Below are 24,650 nucleotides of genomic sequence, written 5' to 3' on the forward strand. Positions count from 1 at the left end.
TCCGCCGAATTTAAATTCTGGCACTCCTATCAATCGAGTGCCAGAAAGCCTATAAAGCTGATGCGGTTGCCCTATGCGCCGATCGCAGAAAGACTTCCAATGAAATTCCGGCCACTTCACGACCGCGTCGTCATTCGACGTGCGGAAGGCGATATCAAATCCAAAGGCGGGATCATCATTCCCGATAATGCGAAAGAAAAGCCCCAGGAAGGCGAAGTGATCGCCGTTGGTCCGGGCTCTCGCGACGAAAGCGGCAAGCTGATTCCCCTCGATGTCAAAGCAGGCGACTCAGTCCTGTTCGGCAAATGGTCGGGCACCGAGGTCAAGATCGACGGCGAGGATCTCCTGATCATGAAGGAGACCGACGTCATGGGCATCGTCGAGAAGACTGTCGCGGTCAGCAAAGCCGCCTGACCGGTCGATTTCCGATCCCTTAATCTCAAGACCGAATTGGACGAAAATCATGTCTGCCAAGGAAATCAAATTCTCCACCGACGCTCGCGACCGCATGTTGCGTGGCGTCGAAATCCTCAACAACGCCGTTAAAGTGACCCTCGGCCCAAAGGGCCGTAATGTCATCATCGACCGGTCCTATGGCGCGCCGCGTATCACCAAGGACGGCGTCACCGTCGCCAAGGAAATCGAGCTCTCTGACAAGTTCGAGAACATGGGCGCGCAGATGGTGCGCGAAGTGGCCTCGAAGACCAACGACCTTGCCGGTGATGGCACCACCACCGCAACGGTGCTTGCTGCCTCCATTCTGCGCGAAGGTGCGAAGCTCGTTGCCGCCGGCATGAACCCGATGGATCTCAAGCGCGGCATCGATCTCGCAGTTGTCGCCGTCGTCAAGGACATCCAGGCACGGGCCAAGAAGGTCAAATCTTCCGACGAGATTGCCCAGGTCGGCACGATTGCCGCCAATGGCGACGAAACGGTCGGCGCGATGATCGCCAAGGCGATGAAGAAGGTCGGCAATGAGGGCGTGATCACCGTCGAGGAAGCCAAGACCGCCGAGACCGAACTCGATGTCGTCGAAGGCATGCAGTTCGACCGCGGTTACCTGTCTCCCTATTTCGTCACCAATGCCGACAAGATGCGTGCCGAACTGGAAGACCCATACATCCTCATTCATGAGAAGAAGCTCGGTAATCTGCAAGCTTTGCTGCCGATCCTCGAAGCGGTGGTGCAGAGCGGAAAGCCGTTGGTGATCATCTCCGAGGACGTTGAGGGCGAAGCGCTGGCGACGCTTGTCGTCAACAAGCTGCGTGGCGGCCTCAAGGTCGCTGCCGTCAAGGCGCCGGGCTTCGGCGATCGCCGCAAGTCTATGCTGGAAGACATTGCCATCCTCACCGCCGGCCAGATGATTTCCGAGGATCTCGGCATCAAGCTCGAGAACGTCACGATCGACATGCTCGGTCGGGCGAAGCGCGTGCTCATTGAAAAAGATACGACGACGATCATCGACGGTGCCGGCGAAAAAGCCGCGATTACCGCTCGCGTCCAGCAGATCAAAGCGCAGATCGAGGAAACCACCTCGGACTACGACAAGGAAAAACTCCAGGAACGTCTGGCAAAGCTCGCAGGCGGTGTCGCGGTCATTCGCGTCGGTGGCGCAACCGAGACCGAGGTCAAGGAAAAGAAGGACCGTATCGACGATGCGCTGAACGCTACCCGAGCTGCAGTGGAAGAAGGCATCGTCGCCGGCGGCGGCGTGGCGCTTTTGCGTGCCAAGGCATCGCTGACCGGGCTCACCGGCGCGAACCCGGACGTGACAGCAGGCATTTCGATTGTGTTGAAAGCGCTTGAGGCCCCGGTCCGCCAGATCGCTGAGAATGCCGGGGTTGAAGGGTCCATCGTTGTTGGCAAGCTGACGGATAGCAAAGATCCCAATCAAGGGTTCAATGCGCAAACGGACGCTTATGTCGACATGATCAAGGCTGGCATCGTCGATCCTGCCAAGGTGGTGCGGACCGCATTGCAGGACGCCGGCTCCATTGCTGCATTGCTGATCACTGCCGAGGCCATGATCACCGACGCCCCCGCGAAGGATTCCGCCCCATCGATGGCTGCTAACGGCGGCGGCATGGGTGGCATGGGATACTAACTATGCCTGAACCGTTCGGTCGACGCGGCCGAATGTCGGAACGAAAACAACAATCGGCAGGGAGAATTCCAATGGTTATACAGAGCAGCAATAGTTCGATCGCGCAGCGTTTCGAAAGCTACCAACCGTCCAAGTCGATCCTCGTGTGGGCCTGCGTCGCTACCGCGATCGCCACGATGATCATCGGATTCAGCTGGGGCGGCTGGGTGACGGGCGGCGCTTCGCGAAGTGCTGCAGCCACCGCAAGCGACATTGCGCGCGGAGAACTGGCATCCGCCGTTTGCGTCGAGAAATTCAGGGCGGGCACGGATGCTTCACAGCGCATCACCGCTTTCAAAGCCCTGACCGACTCCTACAAGAAGCGGCAGTTCGTGGAAGAGGGCGGATGGGCAACCATGCCCGGACAGACATCGCCTGACAGGCTCGGCGCGCAGGGTTGCGCGACCGTTCTGGCAACTTGAGGTCACGATAAAAGTTCGATGACGGCCGGGAGTCAAACTCCCGACCGCTCATCTCCATTTGTCAAAGCAAGGAGACCGAAAAATGATCGTCTTCACACCGAAAACCAAGTCCACGCCTGAAGTCAAAGAAACCGAAGACAACCGTTTCGAGCGCGTTCGCAAGGCTGCCGCGGAAAAGCGCCGAAAGGCGGATACCGATAGCGCACCCAAGACGACTGAGGATAAGCGGCTTCTCTGACGCTTCTGGGTTCAAAGCCACGGGGCACTCCCTTCGACTCCGGTGGTGCTGAGATGCCCCTCGTCAACGCGGCTACGGCAAGAGCCGCGTTGCATGACCCTTCCCTGGCCGGTGTGAGTTTCTCACTTGGCCAACGACGATGCGGCTGCGCCACCTACCGTAGAATTCGGTTTGTCATCAGCCATTTCACGGAACGAGGCCATCCATAGTTCGCACCCATGCGAAGGTCGGTGAAGCCCTCCGAAACAAGTTTCCCGGTTTCCGCGTCGAGGATACGAATGAACATCGTATGCTCTGTTCGGTTGACGCGCGTCACGACGCCCAGCAAGGCAAGGGCCGCGCCGTGCCCTTTGGCAATCTGGCTTTCACAGCCCCCGCAGTTGCGCAAACCATACTGCGGCGCAGCCTGCTTTTCCGCCGCAGGCACGTCAATTATGGTAAAACGTCCAGACTGGGAGAGCATATCCTTTGCAACTTGCGCTGACTCGGAAAGATAGCGCCTGTCATGTTTATCCGGGGGGATTATCCCTGCTCCAGCGCTCTTGTCCTCCAGTTCGAAAGGAAACACTTCGATGGACATCGGCTTTGGTTGCTGAGCGTGCGCAAATGAGCAGATGCCTGCAAGCAGCATCGTCGCGACAGTCACGGTGCGAAGGCGCATGGTAATCCTCCCGTCAATGGGCGACCATTATACACGACTCGACCACTCAAATCACGAGCAGCCTGCGTCGGTAACCTCTACCCGCCCCGGATCGACGAGCGCCAGATAAGATCGGCATGGAGTCTGATGCTTTGCCGGGCAATCGCCGGGTCCGCTTCGTCCAACCATGTCACCGCCTCCCGCGCGATCGCCTCGACGGGCTGGGCAAATGTTGTTAGCTGATAAGAAGACCAGGAAGCCTGTGCGATATCGTCGAAACCGGCGACGCAGAGTTGATCTGGAATGCTTATCGAAAACTGATGCCGGGCGGCGTCCATGAACCCGCAGGCGAGCAAATCCGTCGCGCAGAACACCGCGTCCGGCCGCTCGCGCCGCGTTAGAAGCCGCTGGGCCAGTATCTTGCCGCTCTCATAGCCGGTAGGCCCGAAACGATCCACGACGACTTCGATGCCGAGCGCCTTGGCTGCCGCGACGAAACCACGCTCTCGCGCCATCAGACTTGGCGTTCCGGCTTCCGAATTGGCAAAGGCCATTCTTTGGCAGCCGGCCCGCACGAAGGCGGTCAGAACCCGGCTGGCGGACTCGGCATCGTCGAGGTTGATCCTGAGCGGCCCTTCCTGCTCGTCGTCACGATTGATGAGCACAAGCAGCTGTCCATTCTTGAGGCAGAGCTGGGTAATCGACTTGTCGGGCATTCCCGACAGGATGATGGAAGCGTCGGCCCGATACCGGATCGCCTGCCGGAGCGCGAGATCGACGCTGCCATCGGAACGATCCGTATTGACCAGCATCGCGATCTTGCCCGCATCCTGCAATTGCTGCGTCAGGGCGCGGATCAGATTTGACCGGTAAGGCGTGCCCATATCCGACACTATGAGGCAAACGATGCCGCTTTCGTTGCGCATCAATCCACGCGCGAGATGATTGACGTGGTAGCCCAAGGCCTCTGAAGCCTCCAGCACCTTGCGGCGGGTCTCTGGCGAGACGCTTGCACCATTCGTGAAGGTGCGCGAAACCGCTGAACGGGAAACGCCCGCGCGCTCCGCAACCTCCTGAGCGCTAACGAAAACCTTTTGCGACACGATGAGCTCAATTCCTCCGAAACTGCACCGAGAAGTGCACCACTTTGCAATGGCGTGCAAGTAACCCCATTCCCAGCATCGCATGGTTTTGTCATAAATCGGTTGACACTATAGGTTCGGTCATGCAGCATTTGCACACGCTTGCAAAGAGCGACTGGCGTGGAGGCGCCGGTACAACCGGGAGGAAATCATGGGTTCGGTTAATCTGGGCGCAGCAGTCTTTGCTGCGGGTGCTTCTCTATTTGCTTTTTCCGCGCAGGCCGAAGGCAGCCTCAATCTCATATGCTCGGCGGACGTCGTCATCTGTGAACAGATGAAGGGCGATTTCGAAAAACAGTCAGGCATTTCGGTCAACATGGTTCGCCTGTCGTCCGGCGAAACCTACGCCAAAATCCGCGCAGAGGCCCGCAATCCCAAGACCGATATCTGGTGGGCGGGAACGGGTGACCCGCATCTGCAGGCAGCGTCCGAAGGCCTCACGCTCGAATATAAATCGCCCATGCTCGACCAGTTGCAGGATTGGGCTGTGAAGCAGGCCGAAAGCGCGGAATATCGCACAGTCGGCGTCTACGCCGGCGCGCTCGGTTGGGGTTACAACAGCGATCTCCTGAAGACGAAGAACCTCAAGGAACCCAAGTGCTGGGCAGATCTGCTCGATCCGGCGTGGAAAGGCGAAATCCAGATGGCCAATCCCAATTCGTCGGGAACGGCCTATACGGCGCTCGCTTCTCTCGTTCAGATCATGGGCGAAGAACAGGCCTACGACTATCTGAAGAAGCTCAACGCCAACATTTCGCAATATACGAAGTCGGGTTCCGCGCCGGTCAAAGCTGCAGCCCGCGGCGAGACGACGGTCGGCATCGTCTTCATGCACGACGCCGTTTCGATGACTGTCGAGGGTTTTCCGGTAAAATCTGTCGCACCTTGCGAGGGCACGGGCTACGAGATTGGCTCCATGTCAATCATCAAGGGCGCCAAGAACCTCGACAACGCCAAGAAATGGTACGACTGGGCGCTGACCGCGGAAGTCCAGTCCCGCATGAAGGACGCCAAGTCATTCCAGCTTCCGTCAAACAAGAGTGCCGAGGTGCCGAAGGAAGCGCCGAAGTTCGAGGACATCAAGCTGATAGACTACGACTTCAAGACCTATGGCGATCCGGCCAAGCGCAAGGAACTGCTTGAGCGCTGGGATCGGGAAATCGGCGCGAACGCCAATTGACCTGACCCTCGTTGCAGCGCGCCCGGCCTTAGTTTTCGCCTAGCCGGCCCGCGCTCTCCTTTCCACCCAAAGCTCCGGGCGGCCGGGGGCTTCGAGTCTCGCCCATGGAACATCGCAATCGCCGGCTCGATATCGTGCTCCTGCTGGGAGCCGTCGCATTCTTCGTCTTGCCCTGGTACAGGATCGACGGCGGCTTTTACGGCTTCAGCTGGTTGGCGAATTTTCCGGATGACCCGGCCGTCTCTCCCGCAATCCTGCAAACGACCATGCACGGGCGACCATGGCTGGGGATCGTTGCCATTTTGCTGGGGCTTGCGCTCGCTGCCCGCTTCATTGCCGACCCGATGCGACGCGGTACCCTCCTTGCATGGACCGGAGCCCTCGGCGTCGTCTTTCTGACCGTGCAGGGATTGGCCATCGGGTTCTCCGGTTGGACCTGGGCAATAAGCGAGGCCATCTTCGGCGCAATGGCGGACGGCCAGCCCTCCATGGGCGCCGGCGCGGTGCTGTCGGCGCTCGCCTTTGCGCTGATATTCTCTTTTGGCCTCGCGGAACGCGGCGTCATGCGGGGCGATGCGTTCGTAGTCAGCGCGATTGCGCTGCTGATTTTCCTCGTCGCCGTTTTCGTTTTCTACCCGGTCGGAAGCATGCTGGTCGGCGCTTTCCAGGATTTCGACGGCTCCTTCAATCCGGATGGTTTCACCCGCAACATCTCCGATCCCTCGATCTGGAGCATCGGCTGCATCACCGGTGGCGGCAGATGCGGGGTGGCGCTTAGAACCTTCTGGCTGGCGGTCATGACCGCAGGGGCTTCGACCTTGCTGGGCCTCGCCTTTGCGCTGGTCGCGACGCGCACCGGCTTTCGCTACAAGAAGGGTCTGCGGCTGCTTACCGTGCTGCCGATCATCACGCCTCCCTTTGTCGTCGGCCTGGCATTGACCTTGCTGTTCGGCCGCTCGGGCGTCGCCACGCAGGCGATATCGGAACTTTTCGGGGTTGAGCCTGGCCGCTGGCTTTATGGCCTCACCGGCATCTGGATTGCCCAGGTGCTTTCCTTCACGCCCATTTCGTTTCTCGTGCTGATCGGCGTGGTCGAGGGCGTCAGTCCGTCGATGGAGGAAGCGTCGCAGACCCTGCGCGCCGACCGCTGGCGCACATTCTGGCATGTGTCGCTGCCGCTGATGAAGCCCGGTCTGGCGAATGCTTTTCTCATCGGCTTCATCGAGAGCATGGCCGATTTCGGCAACCCGCTGGTGCTTGGCGGCAGCCACGGCGTGCTGTCGACGGAAATCTTTTTCGCCGTGGTCGGCTCCCAGAATGACCCGTCGCGCGCCGCGGTGCTTGCGATTATCCTGCTTTGCTTCACGCTTTCGGCTTTCCTGGCGCAGCGTTTCTGGCTTTCGGGCAAGAATTTCGCGACCGTCACCGGTAAGGGCGACTCCGGCGCGCATATCGCGCTGCCGCGTTCCCTTTCCATCGGCGTCTATGCGCTGGTCATTCCCTGGGCAATCTTCACCGTGGTCGTCTATGCGATGATCATCGTCGGCGGCTTCGTGAAGACATGGGGGCTCGACAATTCGCTGACGCTTCAGCACTACATTCGCGCCTTCTCCATCGGCACGCGCGACGGCTCGATAGCCTGGACCGGCGTCGCCTGGAATTCCTTCTGGACGACGATGGAGATCGCGCTCATTTCGGCCCCTCTCACGGCGGCCGTCGGGCTGCTCACCGCCTATCTGATCGTGCGGCAGAAATTTGCCGGGCGCTCTGTATTCGAGTTCGCCCTGATGATGAGCTTCGCAATACCCGGAACGGTTATCGGCATCAGCTACATCATGGCCTTTAATCTGCCGCCGCTGGAGATGACCGGGACGGCGATGATCCTCATCGCCTGCTTCGTCTTCCGCAACATGCCGGTTGGCGTGCGCGGCGGCGTTGCTGCGATGAGCCAGCTGGACAAGAGCCTCGATGAGGCGTCGCTGACCTTGCGCGCCGACAGTTTTCGCACCATTCGCAAGGTGATCCTGCCGCTGCTGCGTCCTGCAATCACCGCCGCGCTGGTCTATTCCTTCGTGCGCGCCATCACCTCGATCAGTGCGGTCATTTTCCTTGTCAGCGCCGAGTACAATATGGCGACTTCCTACATCGTCGGGCTGGTCGAAAACGGCGAATACGGCGTCGCCATCGCCTATTCGTCGATGCTGATCCTGGTGATGCTCGTCGTGATTGCCGGCTTCCAGCTTCTGGTCGGCGAGCGGAGATTACGGCGTGAAAACCGCATCGCCCTTCCGGTATCCCTTCATGAGGAGAAGACGGTATGAGCATCGAGGGCCCCGGTTCGGTCGTCTTCCGCAACGTCCGCAAGGATTTCGGCAGCTTCACCGCCATTCACGACCTGTCGCTGACCATCGAACCCGGAACGCTGGTGACACTGCTGGGGCCGTCCGGCTGCGGCAAGACCACGACGCTGCGCATGCTGGCCGGGCTTGAACATCCGACTGCCGGCAAAATCCTCATCGGCGGCAAGGATGTGACGATGCTGCCGGCCAATGAGCGCGACGTCTCGATGGTCTTCCAGTCCTACGCGCTGTTTCCGCATATGACCGCCCTGGACAATGTCGCCTACGGCCTCGAATCCTCGGGGCTGAAGCGCAAGGAAGCAAGGGAGTGCGCCGAGGAAGGGCTCACCCTCGTCGGCCTGGGTGGAATGGGCAAGCGTTTGCCGGCCGAGCTTTCGGGCGGGCAGCAGCAGCGCGTCGCGGTGGCGCGCGCTTTGGTTCTCGAACCCCAGGTTCTGCTACTCGACGAGCCGCTTTCCAACCTCGACGCGCGCCTGCGCCGGCGCGTGCGCACAGAAATCCGCGAGTTGCAGCAGCGTCTCGGCTTCACTGCAGTCTATGTCACCCACGATCAGGACGAGGCACTGGCCGTCTCGGACCGGATCATCGTGATGAAGGACGGCGTCATCGCGCAGCAAGGCGCGCCGCGCGAACTCTACGAGGCGCCGACTTCCGCCTTCATCGCGGATTTCATGGGCGAGGCAAATGTCGTCGCCTGCGACGTCATCGATATCGGCAACGGGGCGGCGACAATTCGCGTCGAGGCGCTGACGCACAGCGTGCCGGGACGCGATGCCCGGCCCGGGCCGGCAAAGCTAGCAGTGCGCCCCAATGCGATCACGCTCGAACCTTCTGCGCAAGGTGCCTTTTCCGGTCAGATTACGCACGCCGCCTATCTTGGCGATCATGTCGAATATGAGGTCAAGACAGCCGCCGGCACGCTCTTCGTGGTCGATCCCGCGGTGGAACGGCCGCTGTCGCCGGCAACCAAGGTTGCCATAGGCTTCAAGGAACGCGGTGTCGCGATCATCAGCGCCTGAGCTGTTCTGAACAACTATGAAATTGAGGGTAAAATCATGACATCGCACGTCACATCCGGGCTCGAGGCCCGGTTGGCACTGGCCGAAACAGTGGCAAGGGAGGCAGGCGCCCTGGCGCTGGATTATTTCAAGAACCGCGAAAAGCTGGTGGTGGAAACCAAGCGCGACCCGCAGGACGTGGTGTCGGTCGCCGATCGCGAGGTGGAAGTCCTGATCCGCGCCCGCATCGCCGAAGCCTATCCCGACGACGGCGTGCTGGGCGAGGAATACGGCCTCGATAAGGGCCGTTCCGGCTTTACCTGGGCCATCGATCCCATCGACGGTACAAGCCCTTTCGTGAACGGCATGCCGAACTGGTGCGTTTCCATCGGCCTGATCCATCAAGGCGAACCGGTGATCGGCGTGATTTCAGCGCCTTGCCACGACGAACTTTATGCCGCAGCCCTCGGGCTCGGCGCGCGGCTGAACGGCAAGCCCCTGTCGCTCGACGCTTCGCGCACCATCCGCAACGCCGTCACGGGCATCGGCGCCAACAATCACGTCAAGCCCTCAGAGGTTGCCAGGATCGTCGAGAACCTTCTCGAAGAGGGCGGCAATTTCATCCGCAATGGGTCGGGCGCGTTGATGCTGGCCTATGTCGCGGCCGGGCGTTTGGTCGGATATTACGAACCCTATATGCACGCTTGGGATTGCCTGGCCGGTTATTGCCTGGTGAAGGAAGCCGGCGGTTGGTTCCTGCCTTTTCCGGTCGCAGGCGACGGTCTGACCAAAGGTGCACCGGTTTTGGCGGCCGCACCCGGCGCGATTGACGATTTGAAGAGAGTGGCTGGAATTTTATTTCCATGACCTGTCGCATGTGCAGGCGCGATATCCACACCGAGCATTGATTAGGCGGCGGCGCGGTCGGTTCGCGTGGAGAGGTTGATCGCCCCTAATCCGGTTGCCACGACATCGCTTCGGGGCACGGTTGGGATGAGCATTCCTTGCTGTTATCATGCTTGAGCCATTCGTGAATAACGACACATTTTCCCGAAAATCGGCAGAGTAGTTTGCGGTTTTAGCGGCTTATCGTTTCGAGCTCCGTCGATATTCTCCGGCCATCGAATACGGGAGAAGGATCGACATGATTACCACAGCAGAGGCCAAGGCAGCCGCCGAACAATACCGCGAGGAGGGCTATGCGATCGTTCGCGGTTTTGTCGACGGCGACGAGTTGCAGCGGCTGCAAAAGGAAACCCAAGCTGTCTACGAGGAGGGGCTGAAGCATCATGCCACCTTCCGGCATGGCAACCTCAATTTCCAGATTCTGCCCGAGGCACAGTTCGGCAAACGCTATGTGCTGCAGGCCTACTGGTTCTCCTGGGTCAACCGCTATTTCGAAGAATTTCGCCGTAATCCGGACTATCTCAAGCTGCTTGAGAGCCTGATCGGCCGCGACATCAGGCAGATCGCGCAACAGCTTCACTGGAAGCCGCCGGGCGCCAATGTGACGGGCTATCGCTTTCATCAGGACATCCGCTTCCGCAATCAGGCCGATTTCGACAACATCGTCGAGGCGACGGTAACGACAGGTCTGGCAGTGGATCGCGCCACGAAGGAGAACGGTTGTCTGCAGGTCGTGCCCGGCAGTCACAAGCTCGGCTATCTCGGCCTGTCGGATGAAGGCCACGGCCAGCTGATGAAGGGGCTGACGGCGGAGTCGGAGCTGGAAGCCGTTGGTATTGATCCATCCTCCATCGTATCGCTCGAACTGGAACCGGGCGATCTGGCGATGTGGAGCCTGCTTACGGTTCACGGTTCGGCCCCCAACACGTCGCAGCACGATCGTGCCTTTGCCTTGTCCAGCTATGTGCGGGCCGATACGACGCAGCGTGGCGAATGGGCTTTCAAGGACGGGCAGTCGATGCCGCTCGGCGACAAACCGAAGCTGTGCAAATACGACCAGCTTTTCGAGAATCCGGGGCCTTTCTACGACACCACCCAGTGGTGGAACTGACGTCAACACAGCCGGCAGAAAGCCGCGTCATTTCTGGCGCGGCTTTCACGCGATTAGATCGGGGGAAAGTTCACGCATGAGGAAATCGACGAACGTCCGCACTTTGGCCGCGACATAGGTCCGGTGCGGATAGAGCGCATATATCGGGCTGGAATCCGGCTGGAACTCGTCGAGGAGAACCTCCAGTTCTCCCGCCGCGATAGCCTTGTCGACGAGAAGGCTCGGCAGATTGCCAATGCCGAAGCCGGCCAGCGTCATCTGGTATGCGGCCTCGATGTGGTTGGTGGAGACACGCCCGCGAACGGGAGCACTGAACGAGCCTTCCGGTCCCTGGAACGGCCAGGTGCCCAGGCGTTTTGCGAAATTGCTGAGGACGCAGGAGTGACCGGCAAGCTCGCCTGGATGCTTCGGCCGTCCTCTCCCGTTCAGATAGGCAGGTGTGGCGCAGACATAATTGCGAACCTCGCCGAGACGCTTGGCAATGAGCGCGGAATCGTTCTGCTCGCCGAAGCGGATGGCGACGTCGAAGCCTTCCTCGACGATGCCGACGACGTAACGCGATGTGAGATGGAGCTCGATTGCCGCAAGCGGGTTTTCTTCCAGGAATTTGGGCACGAGCCTGGTGATGCGGGTATGACCGAGCACGTTGGAACACGACACGCGGATCAGTCCGCGCGTGTCGCTGTGCAGGCCACGGGTGGAATCGCGCAATTCGGTGAGGTCGTCGAGCAGCACGCGGGCGCGAGTGCCGTATTCCCTGCCGGCTTCGGTGAGGCTCAGGCGGCGCGTCGTCCGGTTGATCAGCCTGACGCCAAGATCGTCCTCAAGCTCCTTGATGTAGCGGCTGACCGCCGTCGTCGACATGCCCATATCCTCGGCTGCCGCCGTCAGGCTGCCGAGAAGCGCAACGCGGTCGAAAACCTTCATGGCTGTCAGCAGATTCATTGTCGCCCCCTCAGATCGACAGGTCGCCGCGGGTCTTCCCGTTCGGCCACCGTTCTCAAAACACACAATAAGCAGTGGGGGAGTGCGATGTGAAACAGGATTCGACCAGTTTCAGACGTGAAATCAACAATGGGAGAACATGACATGAAATCAGAAGACCTCCACCCGGCAATCGGGAAATTTGTGCGCGACCTGAAAGGCGGCGCAATGGACCGGCGCGAATTCCTCAGCCTGGCCAGTGCCTTCGGAGCGAGTGCGGCTGCCGCCTACGCGCTGGCCGGACTGGCGCTGCCGGTTCCCGCCATTGCGCAGGCATCGACCCCCAAGAAAGGCGGAACCTTGCGTGTGGCAATGCAGGTCATGGCGCTGGAAGACCCGCGCAAATTCAGCACGTCGCAGATGGGCAATATCGCCATGCAGTTCCTGGAGCCGCTGGTGCGCTGGAACAGCGATTTCACTTTCCGTCCGATGCTCCTTGAGAGCTGGACCATCAATGAGAACGCCACCGAATATACGTTGAACATCCGAAAAGGCGTGAAATGGTCGAATGGCGACGACTTCACCGCTCAAGACGTGGCCTTCAACATCACCCGCTGGTGCGAGAAGGACGCTCCCGGCAATTCGATGGGCGGGCGCATGTCGGCTCTCATCGATCCGGAAACCAAAAAGGCCATCGAGGGCGCCATCGTCATCAAGGACGATCACGCTGTTGTGCTGAAGCTATCGCGTCCGGATATCACCATCATTCCGGCGATGACGGATTACCCGGCACTGATCGTTCATCGCAGTTTCGAGGAAAAGGGCGGCTTGCTTTCGGCCCAGCCGATCGGCACAGGCCCGTTCGAGTTGACCGGCATCGATGTTGGCGTAAAAGCCTCGGTGCGCCGCCGCCCGGATGGGTCGTGGTGGGGTGGAGAAGTCTGGCTCGACGGCATCGAATGGATCGACTACGGGACGGATTCGGCGGCGACCATTTCGGCCTTCGAATCCGGCGAGATCGATCTGAATGGCCAGACCCAGACCGCCGATGTCGCGATGCTGGACGATCTCGGCTTGAAAAAATCCGAGATCGTTACCGCCACGACCATTGTCGCGCGCACCAATGTCAACGCCAAGCCCTATGACGACAAGCGTGTGCGCAATGCGATCCAGCTTTCGATCGACAACGAGGTGGTGTTACAGCTTGGGGCGAACGGCTATGGCACGGTCGCCGAAAACCATCACGTTGGGCCGATGCATCCCGACTATGCCCAGTTGCCCGCAATTAAGCGCGATCCTGAGAAGGCCAAGGCGCTACTTGCCGAAGCCGGTCAACTTGACCACGAGTTCGAGCTGATTTCGGTCGATGCCGACTATCGTAAGGAAAGCTCCGATGTGATTGCCCAGCAGATGCGCGATGCCGGACTGAAAGTGAAGCGGACGGTCATCCCGGAATCGTCGTTCTGGAACGACTGGACCAAGTATCCTTTCTCGACGACCAACTGGAATGCACGTCCGCTCGGCATACAGACCTTGGCGCTGGCCTACCAGTCTGGAACGGCCTGGAACGAGAGTGGGTTTTCCGATCCAGATTTCGATGCCAAGGTCAAGCAGGCGAACTCGATTGCAGACTCAGACGAACGCAAGGCGCTAATGCATGACCTGCAGAAGATCCTGCAGGAGTCCGGCATCATCGTGCAGCCTTTCTGGCGCAAGTTGTTTGCTCACATGCGGCCTAACGTGATGGGCTACCAGATCCACCAGGCCTACGATCAGCATTTCGACCAGACCTGGCTTGGCTGAATTTTTGACGACCCTATCTAACTCTGCTTGGCTCCGAAGGCGCGCTTCCGGGGCCGTTTTTCCGTCGATTGGATGATATTTCACCTTCATGCGTTAGCATCGGAGAGTCAGCGCTCCGTGGGCAAAGCGAGCATATACCGTCGCAACGATTCTCCGAGTTGGAATCCGATTGGGATGCACTCCCTCCGTCTTGCTTCCGAGTCTGGCACATGGGTTATCCTCTCCAACTTGTGAGAGGCTACATCTCAGGGGGCAAATGATAAGATGCTTTAGCCTCAAGCGACTTTCCCGTTTTTAGGGACAGTTCGCGCCGAGGTGCGAGCGGAGCCGCCCGCTTGTGGTGCGACCCAGCACGCTTAACGGAAGAGCTCATCCACAATCTTCTTCCAGCCGTCCTGTTCCTGCGCCAGCCGCACGGGGCTCAGGAAATTCGCGGCAAAACCGTGCTTGACCTCAGGGTCAGGCGCATCGACGAGATCGCTCGACGGGACATGGTCGGAATCGCGCAGGATCTTCTGGCCCTTTTCCGAAAGGATGAACTCGATCAGCAGCTTTCCGGCATTGGGATGGGGCGCATCCTTCAGCAGGCCGATCGGGTTGGGAAAGCTCAGCAGCGGTTCCATCTTGACCCAGGCGACATGGCCGCCTTTCTTCTTCTGGATCAGCGTATGATGGTTGAAGATCGAAAGGCCGATCAGGATTTCGCCGTCGGCCACCGCCTGGAGGGTTTCGTTTCCGCCGCCCTTTATGAAACGGATATCCTGGCCGGAGAGTTTTTCGAGATAGGCCATTCCCTCCGTCTTGCCCATCTGGTCAAGCACGTTGCCGACGAAGCCGACGCCACTCGCCGTGCCATTGGTCGCCCAGCCAATCTTGCCTTTCCATTTGGGGTCGAGCAGATCGGAATAGCTCTTCGGGGCTTCGTCCGCTATGACGAGGTCGGTGTTGTAGCCGACGGTCGTGAAATAGACGACCTGCGCGGTCCATAAGTTCTTTGCATCGCGGTAGGCTGCAGGAATGTCGCTCGCCGCGGCGGGAAGATAAGGCTCGATCAGACCCTGAGGCTCGATTTCCGCCACGGTGGTCGAACCGTCGAAAACGTCGGCCACGGCGCTGCCCGATTTGTGGTCCTCAATGATGCGCTTGGCCATCTCGGCGCCGGTGGAGCGGATGTATTCGGCTTTCACGCGGGGATATTCTGCGTGGAAAGCATCGACGAGCGGCTTCACCGCCTCCTTTTCCAGAAGGCTGCTGTACCAGAGAACCTTGCCCTCGGCTTCGGCCTTGGCCACGAGGTCGGGATCGGCGGCCAATGCTGAAAACGGCGCGCATGCCAGCGAGGCGGCCACAGACGCGGCCGCGAGAAATTTGGCGATCATTATCTCCTCCCAAGAGGCGAGGCGGCTTCCTAATCCAGCAGCAGCCTCGCATTTCGATCTGACTCATGCTGGTTTCGTCGTGGTCAAGCCCGTTTGATGAAGCCGATGACCAGCTTGTTGAAGATATCGGGCTGCTCCCAATAGACGGAGTGAGCGGCGCCATCGATGACGTGTTTTTCGCTGTGCGGCAGGTGTTCGGCAAAGAGTTCGAGCACGGCTGGCGGCATGTAGAGATCGGCGTCTCCGGTTATCAGCAGTGTCGGCATGGCAAGCCCGGCGATGCCTTCCCAGGTGATGCTGTTCTTGTTGCGCAGGCGAATGCGTTTTTCGGGAATGGCCCGCTCGACCTCTGCTTCCCATGCTTTGGTGCCGTCCGGATTGCTGACGCGGTAGGACGCGGACAGCTCCCGAAAGGCTGCCGGCATGGCGGCGAACCCTTCGGGCAGCAGGCGCTCGCTGATCTTTTCGTATTCGGGATCGGTCACTCCGCCGGTTGTGCAGGCCAGAACCATGGAAGCCAGCCGCTTCGGATTGGAGAGCGCGAAATCGACGAGCCGAATGCCGCCGGCCGCGACACCGACGCCATGAAATTTTTCAATGCCAAGGGAATCCAGCAGTTCGAGAAGGTCGTCGGCGTCGGTGGCCTTGGTCTCGGCCGGCCCCGCTTCGGAGCCGAAATAGCTGCGGCGTGAATAGGCAATGAAACGGTATCCGGCTGCGGCGAAAACAGGTTGTTGGTAACCCCAGACGGTTCCGGCGGCTGTGGCCGGGTGAAGGAAGATTACCGGTACGCCGTCGCCGCCGGTATCGGTGTACCAGAGCCCTACCGCCGACAGTTTGGCCACCGCGTCGGTGGCCGGGGCAGGCGTTGGCATGGCAACTTTCGGGATAGCGTGGGCAGACACGGATGCCGTGCAATCCTGCGCTTGAGCGGGAATGGTCGCGCTGACCATGATCGGCATGGCGAGAGCGCCTCCTCCAAGGGCTCCGGCGGTGGACAGGAATGTGCGGCGGTTTAGCCCGTGCGGTTTCTGGTCTCTCATTTTTGATCCCCCCTGGACGGTTCGGCTCGACGGCAATGATAGAGAAACGACGGCAGCTTCGATCGGGCCGGCCCGGTCGAACTGACTTGTTTGAAGAGTTTATCGACGTTTCTTGCCCCTCGGATTGGCGTCCTGTTTGCCAGTGCCGTCAACGCAGAAAAACTCCACGCGGCGTTGAACGGGGATCAAGCATGGAGGATCATGGCTGGCCGCTCAGACCGTCCGGGCGTTACGGGTCGGCTTATATCGCGCCGGCTGCCGGTCTGAACAACGGCACCAGCCAGTCTCCGTCGCTCTTGCGAAAGACGACCTCGACCTTCTGCCCGGTTTGGATATCAGCGATGTCCGCGTCGACGATATTGGTCATCATCGTCGGCCCTTCCTCAAGGGTGATATAGGCGATGATGTAGGGTGCTGCCGCCCGTCTCATATAGCTGTAGGAATAGATTTCACCCTTGCCGGATGCCTCCACCCACTCGGTCTCGGCGGAAAAGCAGAAGGGGCAGAGCGGTCGCGGATACCAGTGCGCGCGTCCGCAGCTGGTGCAGGTCTTGATTAGGAAACGCCCCTCCCGTGCTGCCTCCCAGAACGGCATTGTGTCGGGCGCGGGTGTCGGCTCCGGATTGATGAAGTCGGCCATCATTCCCTCTCCAATATCAGCGTTGAGCTTGCATGGCGGACGCCCAGCTGGCCGCCAATCGCATTGGCGAGCGCCAGGTCGCAGTTCGGCACCTGCACGGATGGATGCGCCTCGCCGCGAACCTGCCGCACCGCCTCGAGCGCCTTCGTCATCCCGCCCCGGTTGACCGGGTGGTTGTTGCAGAGCCCGCCGCCATCGGTGTTGAACGGCAGCCGGCCTTGTCCGGAAATGAGGTTCCCATCCTCGACGAACCGCCCGACCGTTCCCTTCTCGCAGAAGCCGAGATCCTCGATCTGCAGCATCGCGGTGATGGTGAAACTGTCATAGAGCGAGACGTATTTGATGTCCTTTGCCGTCACACCCGCCTGTGCATAGGCTGTGGCGCCGGAGCGCTGTGCGGCCGTGTCCGTGATTTCGAAATAGCCGCCGGCCTGGCCCATGGGGGCTTCGCCGCAGCCGACAACCTTGACCAGCGGGCGCTTCAGACTTTTGGCGATTTCCGGCCGCGTCACGATCAGCGCGCCGCCGCCGTCGGTCACCACGCAGCAGTCGAGGCGGTGAAGCGGATCGGCGACGAGCGGCGAATTGACGACATCGTCCACGGCGACGGGATCGCGTAGAAGTGCGTGTGGGTTGAATTGCGCGTGATGCGAGGCCGCCACCTTCACCTCGGCCATCTGACGCGCCGTCGTTCCATAGCGGTGCATGTGTCTTTGCGCGACCATGCCGTAGACGCCGAGAATCTGGATGCCGAAAGGGTTTTCCCATTCGAAGTCGGGCTGGTTGGGATTGTCCTGCCGCTTCAACGCGCCCTTGCTCTTGCCTTCCTGGCGCGGCCTGCCAGCCAGCGTGATCAGCGCCACATTGCACTTGCCGGCAGCGATCGCCTGCGCCGCATGGGCAACGTGGATGAGGTAGGACGAGCCGGATGTATTGGTCGTGTCGACGTGGCGCAGGTTGAGGTTCATGTAGTCGGCGAGCGAGAGCGGGCCGGTGCCTGGCGCGTCGGGGCCGCAGAAAAAGCCGTCGACGTCGTCCTTGGACAGGCCGGCATCAGCCAGCGCGCCGGCAGCGACCTCGGCATGCAACTGGGCGACCGACGTGTCCGGTGCGTTGCGCAGCGGATGCTCGTAGGCACCGGCTATATAGGCAAGGGCTTTTCGCGGCATGAGGTTTCCTGGAAAAATGTTATGCGGATTCACCGGCGAGGGCGCCCGCAAACTAGGCTCGGGGAGGCGATAGTTCAAACGCTGCTTTATCGATCTTCGGTTGAGCTTTTCTCACAGGAGAGCCGTTTCTCTTTTGACCGGTTCTGATCTAGAACATCGTGCATAGCTGGGAATGGGAGTTGGACTTTGAGACGCTTGCCGCCGCTCAATGCATTGCGCGCCCTGGAGGCTGCGGGGCGCCACGCAAGCTTCACCCGCGCCGCCGAAGAGTTGCATGTCACGCCTGGCGCGATCAGCCGCCAGATCAAGCATCTCGAGGAGACGTTCGGTCTGACGCTTTTCGAGCGCAAGGCAGGCGCGCTGGTCGCGACCTCGCGATGCCTCGAATATACGCGGGCTCTTTCGGACGCGTTTCAGCGGGTCGAAAACGCCACCGGCAAGCTGCTCAATTTCGAGCGGGATCGCGAGCTCAATCTTTCCTGCTCGATGACATTCGCCCTGCGCTGGCTGGTGCCGCGCCTGCCTGATTTTCATGCGCTGCATCCTGAATGGTTGATGAGGATGACGGCTGCGCTCCCGCCGCCACGCCTGATCGACGGCAGCGATGTCGATGCCTTCATCCAGCTGAACGACGGTTCGCAGACCGATCTCGAATACGAACATCTGATCACCAACGAGCTTGTCCCTGTCTGCAGCCCCGCGCTGCTTGCTGCAGGAGAGGCACTTTCGCAACCGAGCGATCTGGCGCGGTTTCCTCTTCTCCACTCCCTTCTTCGTCCATCGCACTGGCCGGACTGGCTCGCAGCGGTCGGTGCCACCGATGTGGATGCGTCCGCCGGCAATTTCCATGGCTCTTCGGCTCTGGCCTACCAGGCGGCGATCGAAGGTCTTGGCGTCGCCATGGGACAGGTTGCTTTCGTCCTCGACGATATTAAGGCCGGGCGGCTCGTCACGCCGTTCAGGATCATTGTCGCCGACAACGAGAATTTCAATTTCATCTGGGGCCCACAGGGTCGGACGCGGAAGGTCGAAGAACTCCACGGCTGGATCATGAAGCAGGCTGCGGATCACAAGGTGGCCGTGCAGCAAGCTACTTCCGATTATGAGCGGATTTCGAAGTCAGACGGCTGATCAGGCAATGAGCCCGTCCGAAATGACGCGGGCGGCCCGAAATCTTGCCGCCGCATGCCCATTCTCACGCTGGCGGGGTCCGGCAGCACAGATATCAATATCAGGTTGAATTTTCGTCGTTTGACACTTCGCCGTGATCGAAGAAATGATTGGCGCGAGCAACAGAAGCGTGCCTTCCCGCAAACGGAAATTACGGAAAACTCATGTCGACGAACTTGGAGAAGATCTTCTTCCGGCAGGTAAGATACAGCCGCGAAAAGCTGAATTATGCTTGATGTTTCCGCAGTAAAGCCGCTGAGAGGAAAGAGAGTATTTGAAATTGCATGTGTTGATAGCGCGATTTCTTTAAGGCGGGCGGTGGCGCTCTGTGGGAGGATCGCCGCCGATCTCGGCGCCGAGGTCGTCTGTGTGACCGGCGATGGCGCGGAAGACAATCGCCTCGGCAGCGCGTTCCTGACGGCCGGAAAGGCTGTACACGTTGGAACGTTGAGCGATATCGAAGCCGAGATCAGTGCTGCCGATGCGCTCATCACCTGCGGCGGCGAAATCGAATATCCGCCAGGGCCAGCGCATGTCGCCATCAGCCTTCTGCCGGAAGGCGTCGACCCACGACAGGCCAGCGCCTTCACTTTGATGGCCTCGGCAGGGCTGCTCGATATCGTCGGCGATCCCGGTCGCGAACCCCTGCGGCTGGCGGGATCGCAGCTCGACTACGCGGCCGGCCTTTCCGCCTACACGGCGATGGCGGCGCTGCTGGCAGGAGGCCGGGGCGGCCGGGCGCGGGTCTCGCTCCTCGACGTTGCTACCTGGCTGAACTGGAAAAGCCTTGTGGTCGCCCATGAAGGGGACATCCCGCCTTCGCGCAAAGGCCGCGACTCGGAGTGGCAGGTCCTGCGCTGTAGGGATGGCTGGGTCGCGTTCGTCTATCGCGCAGCCGACTGGGAGGCCGTGAAAAAGCTGATCGGAAATCCGCTTCTCGACGTTCCCGAATTGAACATTCGTGCCAACCGAAAGCGGCAGGGGGCCCTGATCGCCGATCTCGCGGAGGAGCGGTTTCTCAGCATGACGCGCGCTGAAATCATTGCTTTCGCAAGGGCCCATCGAATCCCTATGGGTCCCGTGCTTTCGCCTGCCGAAATCATAGAATGTCCGCAATATCTGGAGCGCAGAGTGTTTCACACGATCGACGGCGCCGACGGTCCCGTCAAGGTGCCGCGCGTGCCGGTCAGCTGGGGCGATCGGGTGTTCATGCCCGGTCCGGTCCCGGCGCCATGAGCGTTCTGTCGGGAATCCGGGTCCTCGATCTCGGGATCATCACCGCGGGCGCGGCGACATCGGCCATACTGGCCGACCTCGGCGCTGACGTCATCAAGATCGAATCGCCGACCTATCGCGATCCGTTTCGCGTCTGGGTGTCGATGCAGCCGGAAGACGGTGACAAGCCGTCGCCGCACTACCGTGCCACCAACCGGCGCAAGCGGGCGCTCGCCGTCAATCTCAAAATGGCGGAAGGGCGGGAGTGCTTCCTGCGCCTGGTCGGCCGGAGCGATATCGTCGTCGAGAATTTTCGCCGCGGCGTCCTGGAGAAGCTTGGCATTGACTATGGGGCGCTCTGCAAGGCGAACCCGAACATCATCCTGGCCTCTGTTTCCAGTCAGGGGGAAACCGGTCCCGACGCCATGGACGTGTCCTATGGATCGACCCTGGAGGGCGTTGCCGGCATGGCATGGCTGACGGGATATGAAGGCGGCGATCCGATGGTTAGCGGCGTGGACCTGAACTATCCGGATCAGGTCGTCGCCATCTTCGCCGCCGGCATGATCTGCACCGCTATCGTCGAACGGAAGCAGCGGGGCGGCGGCGTCCATCTCGACCTGTCACAGCGGGAACTGACCAGCTTCATGATCGGCGAAAGCTTCTCCGAGGCCGATACGCCGCGCAGGGGCAATGCCGACGAAGCGTTTGCCTTTCAGGACTGCCTTCTTTCGGCCGATGGCAAGTGGATTGCCGTCTCCGTCGGTTTCGACGAGGTCGAGAAGCTCGCGTCCTTGACGGGAAGCAGCCGCGATATTCGCCGCTCACTTGCCAGCTGGATCGCGGCTCGGGCGTCGGCTAACGCCGTTGCCGAACTCCAAGGGATAGGCCTGGCCGCTGCCCTGTCCCGGCGGGGTGAAGAGGTTCTGGCTGCGCAGGAGTGGGCCGGCGCTATCGAGCGCGCGCCTGATGGGCTGCCGCTTAAGGGAACTCCCTTTCAGCTTGAAGAAGGGTCGCCGCCATTTAGCGCAGCCCCGGATTTCGGTGAAGACAGCGTCGCCATCCTGCGTGAGGTCGGCGGCTATTCGCTCGATGAAATCACCGAGCTACTGCGAAAAGGCGTCATCGAGGCGCCGGAGCCAAGGCAGGGCGATACGGCTCGCATGGGCAAGTCCGTCACGGGCTGAACAGCACATCACAAAGGGAGTTAGACATGTCGACGACAGCCAAGCTGTTTATTGACGGACACTGGACCGATGGCGAGGGCAAAGAAACCCTGGACGTGCAGAACCCGGCTTCTAACGAAAATTTCGGCAGTGTCGCCGTCGCAGAAATTGCGGATCTCGATCGCGCGGTAGAAGCGGCATCGCGCGCATTCTCTAGCTGGCGCAACGTATCGGCTTATGAGCGCGGCAACATATTGAAGGCAGCCGCCAGAAAGCTTTCCGAACGGATCGAGGAAATCGCCCCGGTGCTGACGCGCGAGCAGGGCAAGCCGCTGGCGGAAGCCCGCATGGAGATCAGAAATTCCGTCGCCCTCATCGAATGGTTCGCGGAAGAGGCGCGGCGGGCCTATGGCCGTGAAATTCCAAGTCGCGCGCGTGGCGTGACGCAAACCGTCAGGAAGGAACCCGTGGGGCCGACCGCCGCCTTCACGCCATGGAACTTCCCGATAGCGCAGAGCACGCGAAAGATTTCCGCTGCCCTGGCAGCGGGATGCACGATCGTCCTGAAGGGCGCGGAGGAAACACCGTTTTCCGTCGCAGCACTGGTCAAATGCTTCGAGGATGCAGGCTTGCCGGCCGGCGTCGTGTCGCTTGTCTTCGGCAATCCCGCCAGAATTTCGGGCCACCTCATCGCACATCCCCTTATCCGCAAGGTCTCCTTTACCGGGTCGACCCCTGTCGGCAAGGGTCTGGCACAACTGGCCGGCCGCCACATGAAAAGAGGAACTTTCGAACTGGGTGGCCACGCGCCGGCAATTGTCTGCGCCGACGCCAATCTCGACAAGGCGATTGAGCGGCTTGCCGGCGCCAAATATCGCAATGCCGGTCAGGTCTGCATTTCACCGACGCGGTTTCTCGTCGAGGAGGACATTTACGAGACCTTCGTGGAGCGCTTCACGGCCAAGGCGCAGGCCGTCAGCGTCGGCGATGGAATGAGCACTGTGACGACGATGGGCCCGCTTGCCAATCCGCGTCGCATCGAAGCGATGGAGCGTCTGATCGCGGATGCCAAGGCAAACAACGCCGAGATCAAGACCGGCGGGCGGCGTATGGCCAACAAGGGCAACTTCTTCGAACCGACCGTAATTGCGGACATCTCTACGGACGCGGCTGCCATGAACGAAGAGCCTTTCGGCCCGCTTGCGCTGATGCGCAGTTTCCGCAGCCTGGACGATGCCATCGCCGAGGCGAACCGGCTGAACTACGGGCTCGCAGCCTATGCCTACACGTCCTCGGCGGAAAAGGCGCAGAGGATTTCAAATGAGGTCGAGACCGGCATGCTGTCCATGAACCATCACGGGCTGGGCCTGCCGGAAACACCGTTCGGCGGCGTCAAGGATTCGGGCTACGGGTCGGAAGGCGGCCTGGAGGCGGTCGAGGCCTATCAGACGATCAAGTTCGTCTCGCACGCTGCATTCTGAAAACGAAGAAACCGCCGGGAGCTTCTCCCGACAGTCTCTTTGTTAGCCGGCTATGTCGTCATGGTTCGTCGACAATCATGTTCCGAAGCGTGCCGATGCGTTCGATCTCCACCTCGATAGTGTCGCCCGGCTTCATCCAGACCGGTGGATTGCGTGCCCGGCCGATGCCTTCCGGCGTTCCGGTCAGGATAATGTCGCCCGGCTCCAGTAATGTGAACACGGAGATGAAGGCGAGAATCGTCGGCACGTCGAAGATCATCTTTCCGGTCGTAGAATGCTGCATGACCTGCCCATTCAGCCGGGTCGTCAGCTCCAGATCGGCATTCGGATCCGGGATCTCGTCCGCCGTCACGATCCACGGGCCGAAGCCGCCGGTCGAGGGAAAGTTCTTGCCGACGAGTGCTGAATAACGCTCCTGGAAATCGCGCAGTGTCGCATCGTTGAAGCAGGTATAGCCGAACACATAGTCAAGGGCGTCCTCGCGCGAGATCGAGCGCCCCTTCTTTCCGACGATGATCGCGAGTTCGCCTTCGAAATCGAGATTGTCGGATGCTTTCGGCCGGACGATCGATCCGTCGTGCGAGGTGAGTGACGTCACAGTGCGCGCAAACAGGCCGGGATGCTTGGGCAGTTCCTTGTTGGCGCCTTCCGCGACATGATCGACATAGTTGCGGCCGACGCAGAGGATTTTTGGCGGATTGGGGATCGGAAGGCCGAGCGTGACCGAAGAGAGGGCCAGTTTGGCGGCGCCGCTCGGCAGGTCGAGGCCGGAACTCAGCCCGGCTCCAATCGCATCGACGAGCGTCGGATACTCGGGCATTGCTGCGCCGAAATCCAGGACCATATCGCCATCGATCGCGCCCCATGATGCCCGTCCATCGACGGTATAGCTTGCATACTTCATCGGTCTCTCACTTCTGCTGCTTGAAGGCAGGCTTCGAGCGCAGATCGGCCATCTGCCAGCCCTTTTCCGTGCGAGCGAATTTTGCGGTGTAGACGCCGATGCTGCTCGGGATGTCGATCGGGCAGACGCCCTTTTCGTCGGGGGCTCCGACATAGACCCAGGCAGTGGAGTAGAAGCGAGCCGTTGCCGCCTCAGCCGTCTCCATGTCGATGATCATATTGGAGAGGATGTGCCGGGTGTGACGGTCCGCGCCTCTCTTTCCCATGACTTCAAGGAGCATGCCGCCGCCGCGAATCTCAATGCCGGCGCGACGCCAGAGTCCATCCGGTGTCATGATTTGGGTCATCGTGTCGAACTGGCGTTCGTCGAGCGCCAGAAAGAACCGATAAAGCTGTTTCCTGATCTCGTTTTCGGCCAGGGGTGCGTCCGTGGTTTCCACTGGTTCTCCTCCGCAGTCTGTTTGTCGATGGGCCGGAATGAGCGCGGCTTGGGTCCTTCGGGTCAACCGAGTAATTCGCAACCGGCTCTTGCGAATTACTCGTTTGACCTTCTCGGCCCAATTGTGCGGAAAAGGCATCGTCCGGCACTGCGGTCGACGGTGGTCGATCCTTCGGCT

General features: G+C 60.4%; 23 protein-coding genes. 14 read left to right on the forward strand and 9 right to left on the reverse strand.

What is annotated here, in order from left to right; all coding sequences use genetic code 11:
- The first annotated feature begins 99 nt into the window (after positions 1 to 99).
- The 4 genes from BM413_RS19535 (at position 100) to BM413_RS33155 (ending at position 2,803) form a co-directional block, all read left to right on the forward strand.
- A complete protein-coding gene (locus tag BM413_RS19535; protein WP_091916126.1) occupies positions 100 to 414 on the forward strand; it encodes a co-chaperone GroES in 315 nt (104 codons plus the stop codon).
- 49 nt (positions 415 to 463) lie between these two features.
- On the forward strand, positions 464 to 2,104 hold the full coding sequence (groL, locus tag BM413_RS19540) for a chaperonin GroEL (RefSeq protein WP_091916128.1): 1,641 nt from the start codon (positions 464 to 466) through the stop codon (positions 2,102 to 2,104).
- Between the two features lie 71 nt (positions 2,105 to 2,175).
- Positions 2,176 to 2,565, forward strand: a complete 390-nt coding sequence (locus BM413_RS19545) for a hypothetical protein (protein WP_091916130.1) — start codon at positions 2,176 to 2,178, stop codon at positions 2,563 to 2,565.
- Between the two features lie 82 nt (positions 2,566 to 2,647).
- Positions 2,648 to 2,803, forward strand: a complete 156-nt coding sequence (locus BM413_RS33155; RefSeq protein WP_165867718.1) for a hypothetical protein — start codon at positions 2,648 to 2,650, stop codon at positions 2,801 to 2,803.
- Between the two features lie 154 nt (positions 2,804 to 2,957).
- On the opposite strand, the gene BM413_RS19550 is transcribed toward BM413_RS33155, so the two are convergent.
- Entirely contained in the window at positions 2,958 to 3,464 is a 507-nt protein-coding gene (locus tag BM413_RS19550; protein WP_091916131.1) for a DUF3280 domain-containing protein, read from the reverse strand.
- Between the two features lie 77 nt (positions 3,465 to 3,541).
- Positions 3,542 to 4,546, reverse strand: a complete 1,005-nt coding sequence (locus tag BM413_RS19555; RefSeq protein ID WP_091916132.1) for a LacI family DNA-binding transcriptional regulator — start codon at positions 4,544 to 4,546, stop codon at positions 3,542 to 3,544.
- Positions 4,547 to 4,736: 190 nt separating this feature from the next.
- Between BM413_RS19555 and BM413_RS19560 the strand changes: the two genes are divergently transcribed.
- The 5 genes from BM413_RS19560 to BM413_RS19580 all read left to right on the forward strand — a co-directional run bounded on the left by BM413_RS19560 (position 4,737) and on the right by BM413_RS19580 (position 11,140).
- Positions 4,737 to 5,765, forward strand: coding sequence for an ABC transporter substrate-binding protein (locus BM413_RS19560; protein ID WP_091916133.1), 1,029 nt, complete (start codon positions 4,737 to 4,739; stop codon positions 5,763 to 5,765).
- A 104-nt stretch (positions 5,766 to 5,869) separates the two neighbouring features.
- Positions 5,870 to 8,086: an ABC transporter permease gene (locus tag BM413_RS19565; RefSeq protein ID WP_091916134.1), complete on the forward strand. Its 2,217-nt coding sequence runs from the start codon at positions 5,870 to 5,872 to the stop codon at positions 8,084 to 8,086.
- Positions 8,083 to 9,144 carry an ABC transporter ATP-binding protein gene (locus tag BM413_RS19570; RefSeq protein ID WP_091916135.1) on the forward strand — a complete coding sequence of 354 codons (1,062 nt, stop codon included), beginning with the start codon at positions 8,083 to 8,085 and terminating at the stop codon, positions 9,142 to 9,144. The genes BM413_RS19565 and BM413_RS19570 overlap by 4 nt, the downstream gene beginning before the upstream one ends.
- A 36-nt stretch (positions 9,145 to 9,180) precedes the next feature.
- Positions 9,181 to 9,990: an inositol monophosphatase family protein gene (locus BM413_RS19575; protein ID WP_091916136.1), complete on the forward strand. Its 810-nt coding sequence runs from the start codon at positions 9,181 to 9,183 to the stop codon at positions 9,988 to 9,990.
- Positions 9,991 to 10,267: 277 nt separating this feature from the next.
- On the forward strand, positions 10,268 to 11,140 hold the full coding sequence (locus BM413_RS19580; protein WP_091916137.1) for a phytanoyl-CoA dioxygenase family protein: 873 nt from the start codon (positions 10,268 to 10,270) through the stop codon (positions 11,138 to 11,140).
- Between the two features lie 45 nt (positions 11,141 to 11,185).
- Here the strand turns inward: BM413_RS19580 and BM413_RS19585 are convergent, their stop codons facing one another.
- The gene (locus tag BM413_RS19585; protein ID WP_091916138.1) at positions 11,186 to 12,085 is read right to left on the reverse strand and encodes a LysR family transcriptional regulator; all 900 of its coding nucleotides are present in this window, start codon (positions 12,083 to 12,085) and stop codon (positions 11,186 to 11,188) included.
- A 144-nt stretch (positions 12,086 to 12,229) separates the two neighbouring features.
- Between BM413_RS19585 and BM413_RS19590 the strand changes: the two genes are divergently transcribed.
- Positions 12,230 to 13,867 carry an ABC transporter substrate-binding protein gene (locus BM413_RS19590; RefSeq protein ID WP_091916139.1) on the forward strand — a complete coding sequence of 546 codons (1,638 nt, stop codon included), beginning with the start codon at positions 12,230 to 12,232 and terminating at the stop codon, positions 13,865 to 13,867.
- 356 nt (positions 13,868 to 14,223) lie between these two features.
- Here BM413_RS19590 and BM413_RS19595 read toward each other — a convergent pair whose 3' ends face one another.
- The 4 genes from BM413_RS19595 to BM413_RS19610 all read right to left on the reverse strand — a co-directional run bounded on the left by BM413_RS19595 (position 14,224) and on the right by BM413_RS19610 (position 18,098).
- The gene (locus BM413_RS19595; protein WP_091916140.1) at positions 14,224 to 15,246 is read right to left on the reverse strand and encodes an ABC transporter substrate-binding protein; all 1,023 of its coding nucleotides are present in this window, start codon (positions 15,244 to 15,246) and stop codon (positions 14,224 to 14,226) included.
- Positions 15,247 to 15,329: 83 nt separating this feature from the next.
- Positions 15,330 to 16,289: an alpha/beta fold hydrolase gene (locus BM413_RS19600; RefSeq protein ID WP_091916142.1), complete on the reverse strand. Its 960-nt coding sequence runs from the start codon at positions 16,287 to 16,289 to the stop codon at positions 15,330 to 15,332.
- Between the two features lie 241 nt (positions 16,290 to 16,530).
- Positions 16,531 to 16,929: a Zn-ribbon domain-containing OB-fold protein gene (locus BM413_RS19605; protein WP_091916144.1), complete on the reverse strand. Its 399-nt coding sequence runs from the start codon at positions 16,927 to 16,929 to the stop codon at positions 16,531 to 16,533.
- On the reverse strand, positions 16,929 to 18,098 hold the full coding sequence (locus tag BM413_RS19610) for a thiolase domain-containing protein (protein ID WP_091916146.1): 1,170 nt from the start codon (positions 18,096 to 18,098) through the stop codon (positions 16,929 to 16,931). The genes BM413_RS19605 and BM413_RS19610 overlap by 1 nt, the downstream gene beginning before the upstream one ends.
- A gap of 186 nt (positions 18,099 to 18,284) precedes the next feature.
- On the opposite strand from BM413_RS19610, the gene BM413_RS19615 reads away from it, so the two are divergent.
- The 4 genes from BM413_RS19615 to BM413_RS19630 all read left to right on the forward strand — a co-directional run bounded on the left by BM413_RS19615 (position 18,285) and on the right by BM413_RS19630 (position 23,130).
- Positions 18,285 to 19,229, forward strand: a complete 945-nt coding sequence (locus tag BM413_RS19615; protein WP_091916148.1) for a LysR substrate-binding domain-containing protein — start codon at positions 18,285 to 18,287, stop codon at positions 19,227 to 19,229.
- Positions 19,230 to 19,586: 357 nt separating this feature from the next.
- On the forward strand, positions 19,587 to 20,504 hold the full coding sequence (locus BM413_RS19620; RefSeq protein WP_175544362.1) for a CoA transferase: 918 nt from the start codon (positions 19,587 to 19,589) through the stop codon (positions 20,502 to 20,504).
- On the forward strand, positions 20,501 to 21,670 hold the full coding sequence (locus BM413_RS19625; protein WP_175544363.1) for a CaiB/BaiF CoA transferase family protein: 1,170 nt from the start codon (positions 20,501 to 20,503) through the stop codon (positions 21,668 to 21,670). The genes BM413_RS19620 and BM413_RS19625 overlap by 4 nt, the downstream gene beginning before the upstream one ends.
- A 26-nt stretch (positions 21,671 to 21,696) precedes the next feature.
- Entirely contained in the window at positions 21,697 to 23,130 is a 1,434-nt protein-coding gene (locus BM413_RS19630) for an NAD-dependent succinate-semialdehyde dehydrogenase (RefSeq protein ID WP_091916154.1), read from the forward strand.
- 58 nt (positions 23,131 to 23,188) lie between these two features.
- Here BM413_RS19630 and BM413_RS19635 read toward each other — a convergent pair whose 3' ends face one another.
- Entirely contained in the window at positions 23,189 to 24,034 is an 846-nt protein-coding gene (locus BM413_RS19635; protein ID WP_091916156.1) for a fumarylacetoacetate hydrolase family protein, read from the reverse strand.
- Positions 24,035 to 24,041: 7 nt separating this feature from the next.
- On the reverse strand, positions 24,042 to 24,473 hold the full coding sequence (locus BM413_RS33160; RefSeq protein ID WP_175544364.1) for a nuclear transport factor 2 family protein: 432 nt from the start codon (positions 24,471 to 24,473) through the stop codon (positions 24,042 to 24,044).
- Between the last annotated feature and the right edge of the window lie 177 nt (positions 24,474 to 24,650).

The organism is Mesorhizobium sp. YR577 (assembly GCF_900116595.1).
Lineage (GTDB): Bacteria > Pseudomonadota > Alphaproteobacteria > Rhizobiales > Rhizobiaceae > Mesorhizobium_M.

Excerpts from the sequence above, each read along its gene's own strand:
- BM413_RS19535 (WP_091916126.1), top strand. The coding sequence starts at position 100 with ATGAAATTCCGGCCACTTCACGACCGCGTCGTCATTCGACGTGCGGAA.
- groL (WP_091916128.1), top strand. The coding sequence starts at position 464 with ATGTCTGCCAAGGAAATCAAATTCTCCACCGACGCTCGCGACCGCATG.
- BM413_RS19545 (WP_091916130.1), top strand. The coding sequence starts at position 2,176 with ATGGTTATACAGAGCAGCAATAGTTCGATCGCGCAGCGTTTCGAAAGC.
- BM413_RS33155 (WP_165867718.1), top strand. The coding sequence starts at position 2,648 with ATGATCGTCTTCACACCGAAAACCAAGTCCACGCCTGAAGTCAAAGAA.
- BM413_RS19550 (WP_091916131.1), bottom strand. The coding sequence starts at position 3,464 with ATGCGCCTTCGCACCGTGACTGTCGCGACGATGCTGCTTGCAGGCATC.
- BM413_RS19560 (WP_091916133.1), top strand. The coding sequence starts at position 4,737 with ATGGGTTCGGTTAATCTGGGCGCAGCAGTCTTTGCTGCGGGTGCTTCT.
- BM413_RS19565 (WP_091916134.1), top strand. The coding sequence starts at position 5,870 with ATGGAACATCGCAATCGCCGGCTCGATATCGTGCTCCTGCTGGGAGCC.
- BM413_RS19570 (WP_091916135.1), top strand. The coding sequence starts at position 8,083 with ATGAGCATCGAGGGCCCCGGTTCGGTCGTCTTCCGCAACGTCCGCAAG.
- BM413_RS19575 (WP_091916136.1), top strand. The coding sequence starts at position 9,181 with ATGACATCGCACGTCACATCCGGGCTCGAGGCCCGGTTGGCACTGGCC.
- BM413_RS19580 (WP_091916137.1), top strand. The coding sequence starts at position 10,268 with ATGATTACCACAGCAGAGGCCAAGGCAGCCGCCGAACAATACCGCGAG.
- BM413_RS19585 (WP_091916138.1), bottom strand. The coding sequence starts at position 12,085 with ATGAATCTGCTGACAGCCATGAAGGTTTTCGACCGCGTTGCGCTTCTC.
- BM413_RS19590 (WP_091916139.1), top strand. The coding sequence starts at position 12,230 with ATGAAATCAGAAGACCTCCACCCGGCAATCGGGAAATTTGTGCGCGAC.
- BM413_RS19595 (WP_091916140.1), bottom strand. The coding sequence starts at position 15,246 with ATGATCGCCAAATTTCTCGCGGCCGCGTCTGTGGCCGCCTCGCTGGCA.
- BM413_RS19600 (WP_091916142.1), bottom strand. The coding sequence starts at position 16,289 with ATGAGAGACCAGAAACCGCACGGGCTAAACCGCCGCACATTCCTGTCC.
- BM413_RS19605 (WP_091916144.1), bottom strand. The coding sequence starts at position 16,929 with ATGGCCGACTTCATCAATCCGGAGCCGACACCCGCGCCCGACACAATG.
- BM413_RS19610 (WP_091916146.1), bottom strand. The coding sequence starts at position 18,098 with ATGCCGCGAAAAGCCCTTGCCTATATAGCCGGTGCCTACGAGCATCCG.
- BM413_RS19625 (WP_175544363.1), top strand. The coding sequence starts at position 20,501 with ATGAGCGTTCTGTCGGGAATCCGGGTCCTCGATCTCGGGATCATCACC.
- BM413_RS19630 (WP_091916154.1), top strand. The coding sequence starts at position 21,697 with ATGTCGACGACAGCCAAGCTGTTTATTGACGGACACTGGACCGATGGC.
- BM413_RS19635 (WP_091916156.1), bottom strand. The coding sequence starts at position 24,034 with ATGAAGTATGCAAGCTATACCGTCGATGGACGGGCATCATGGGGCGCG.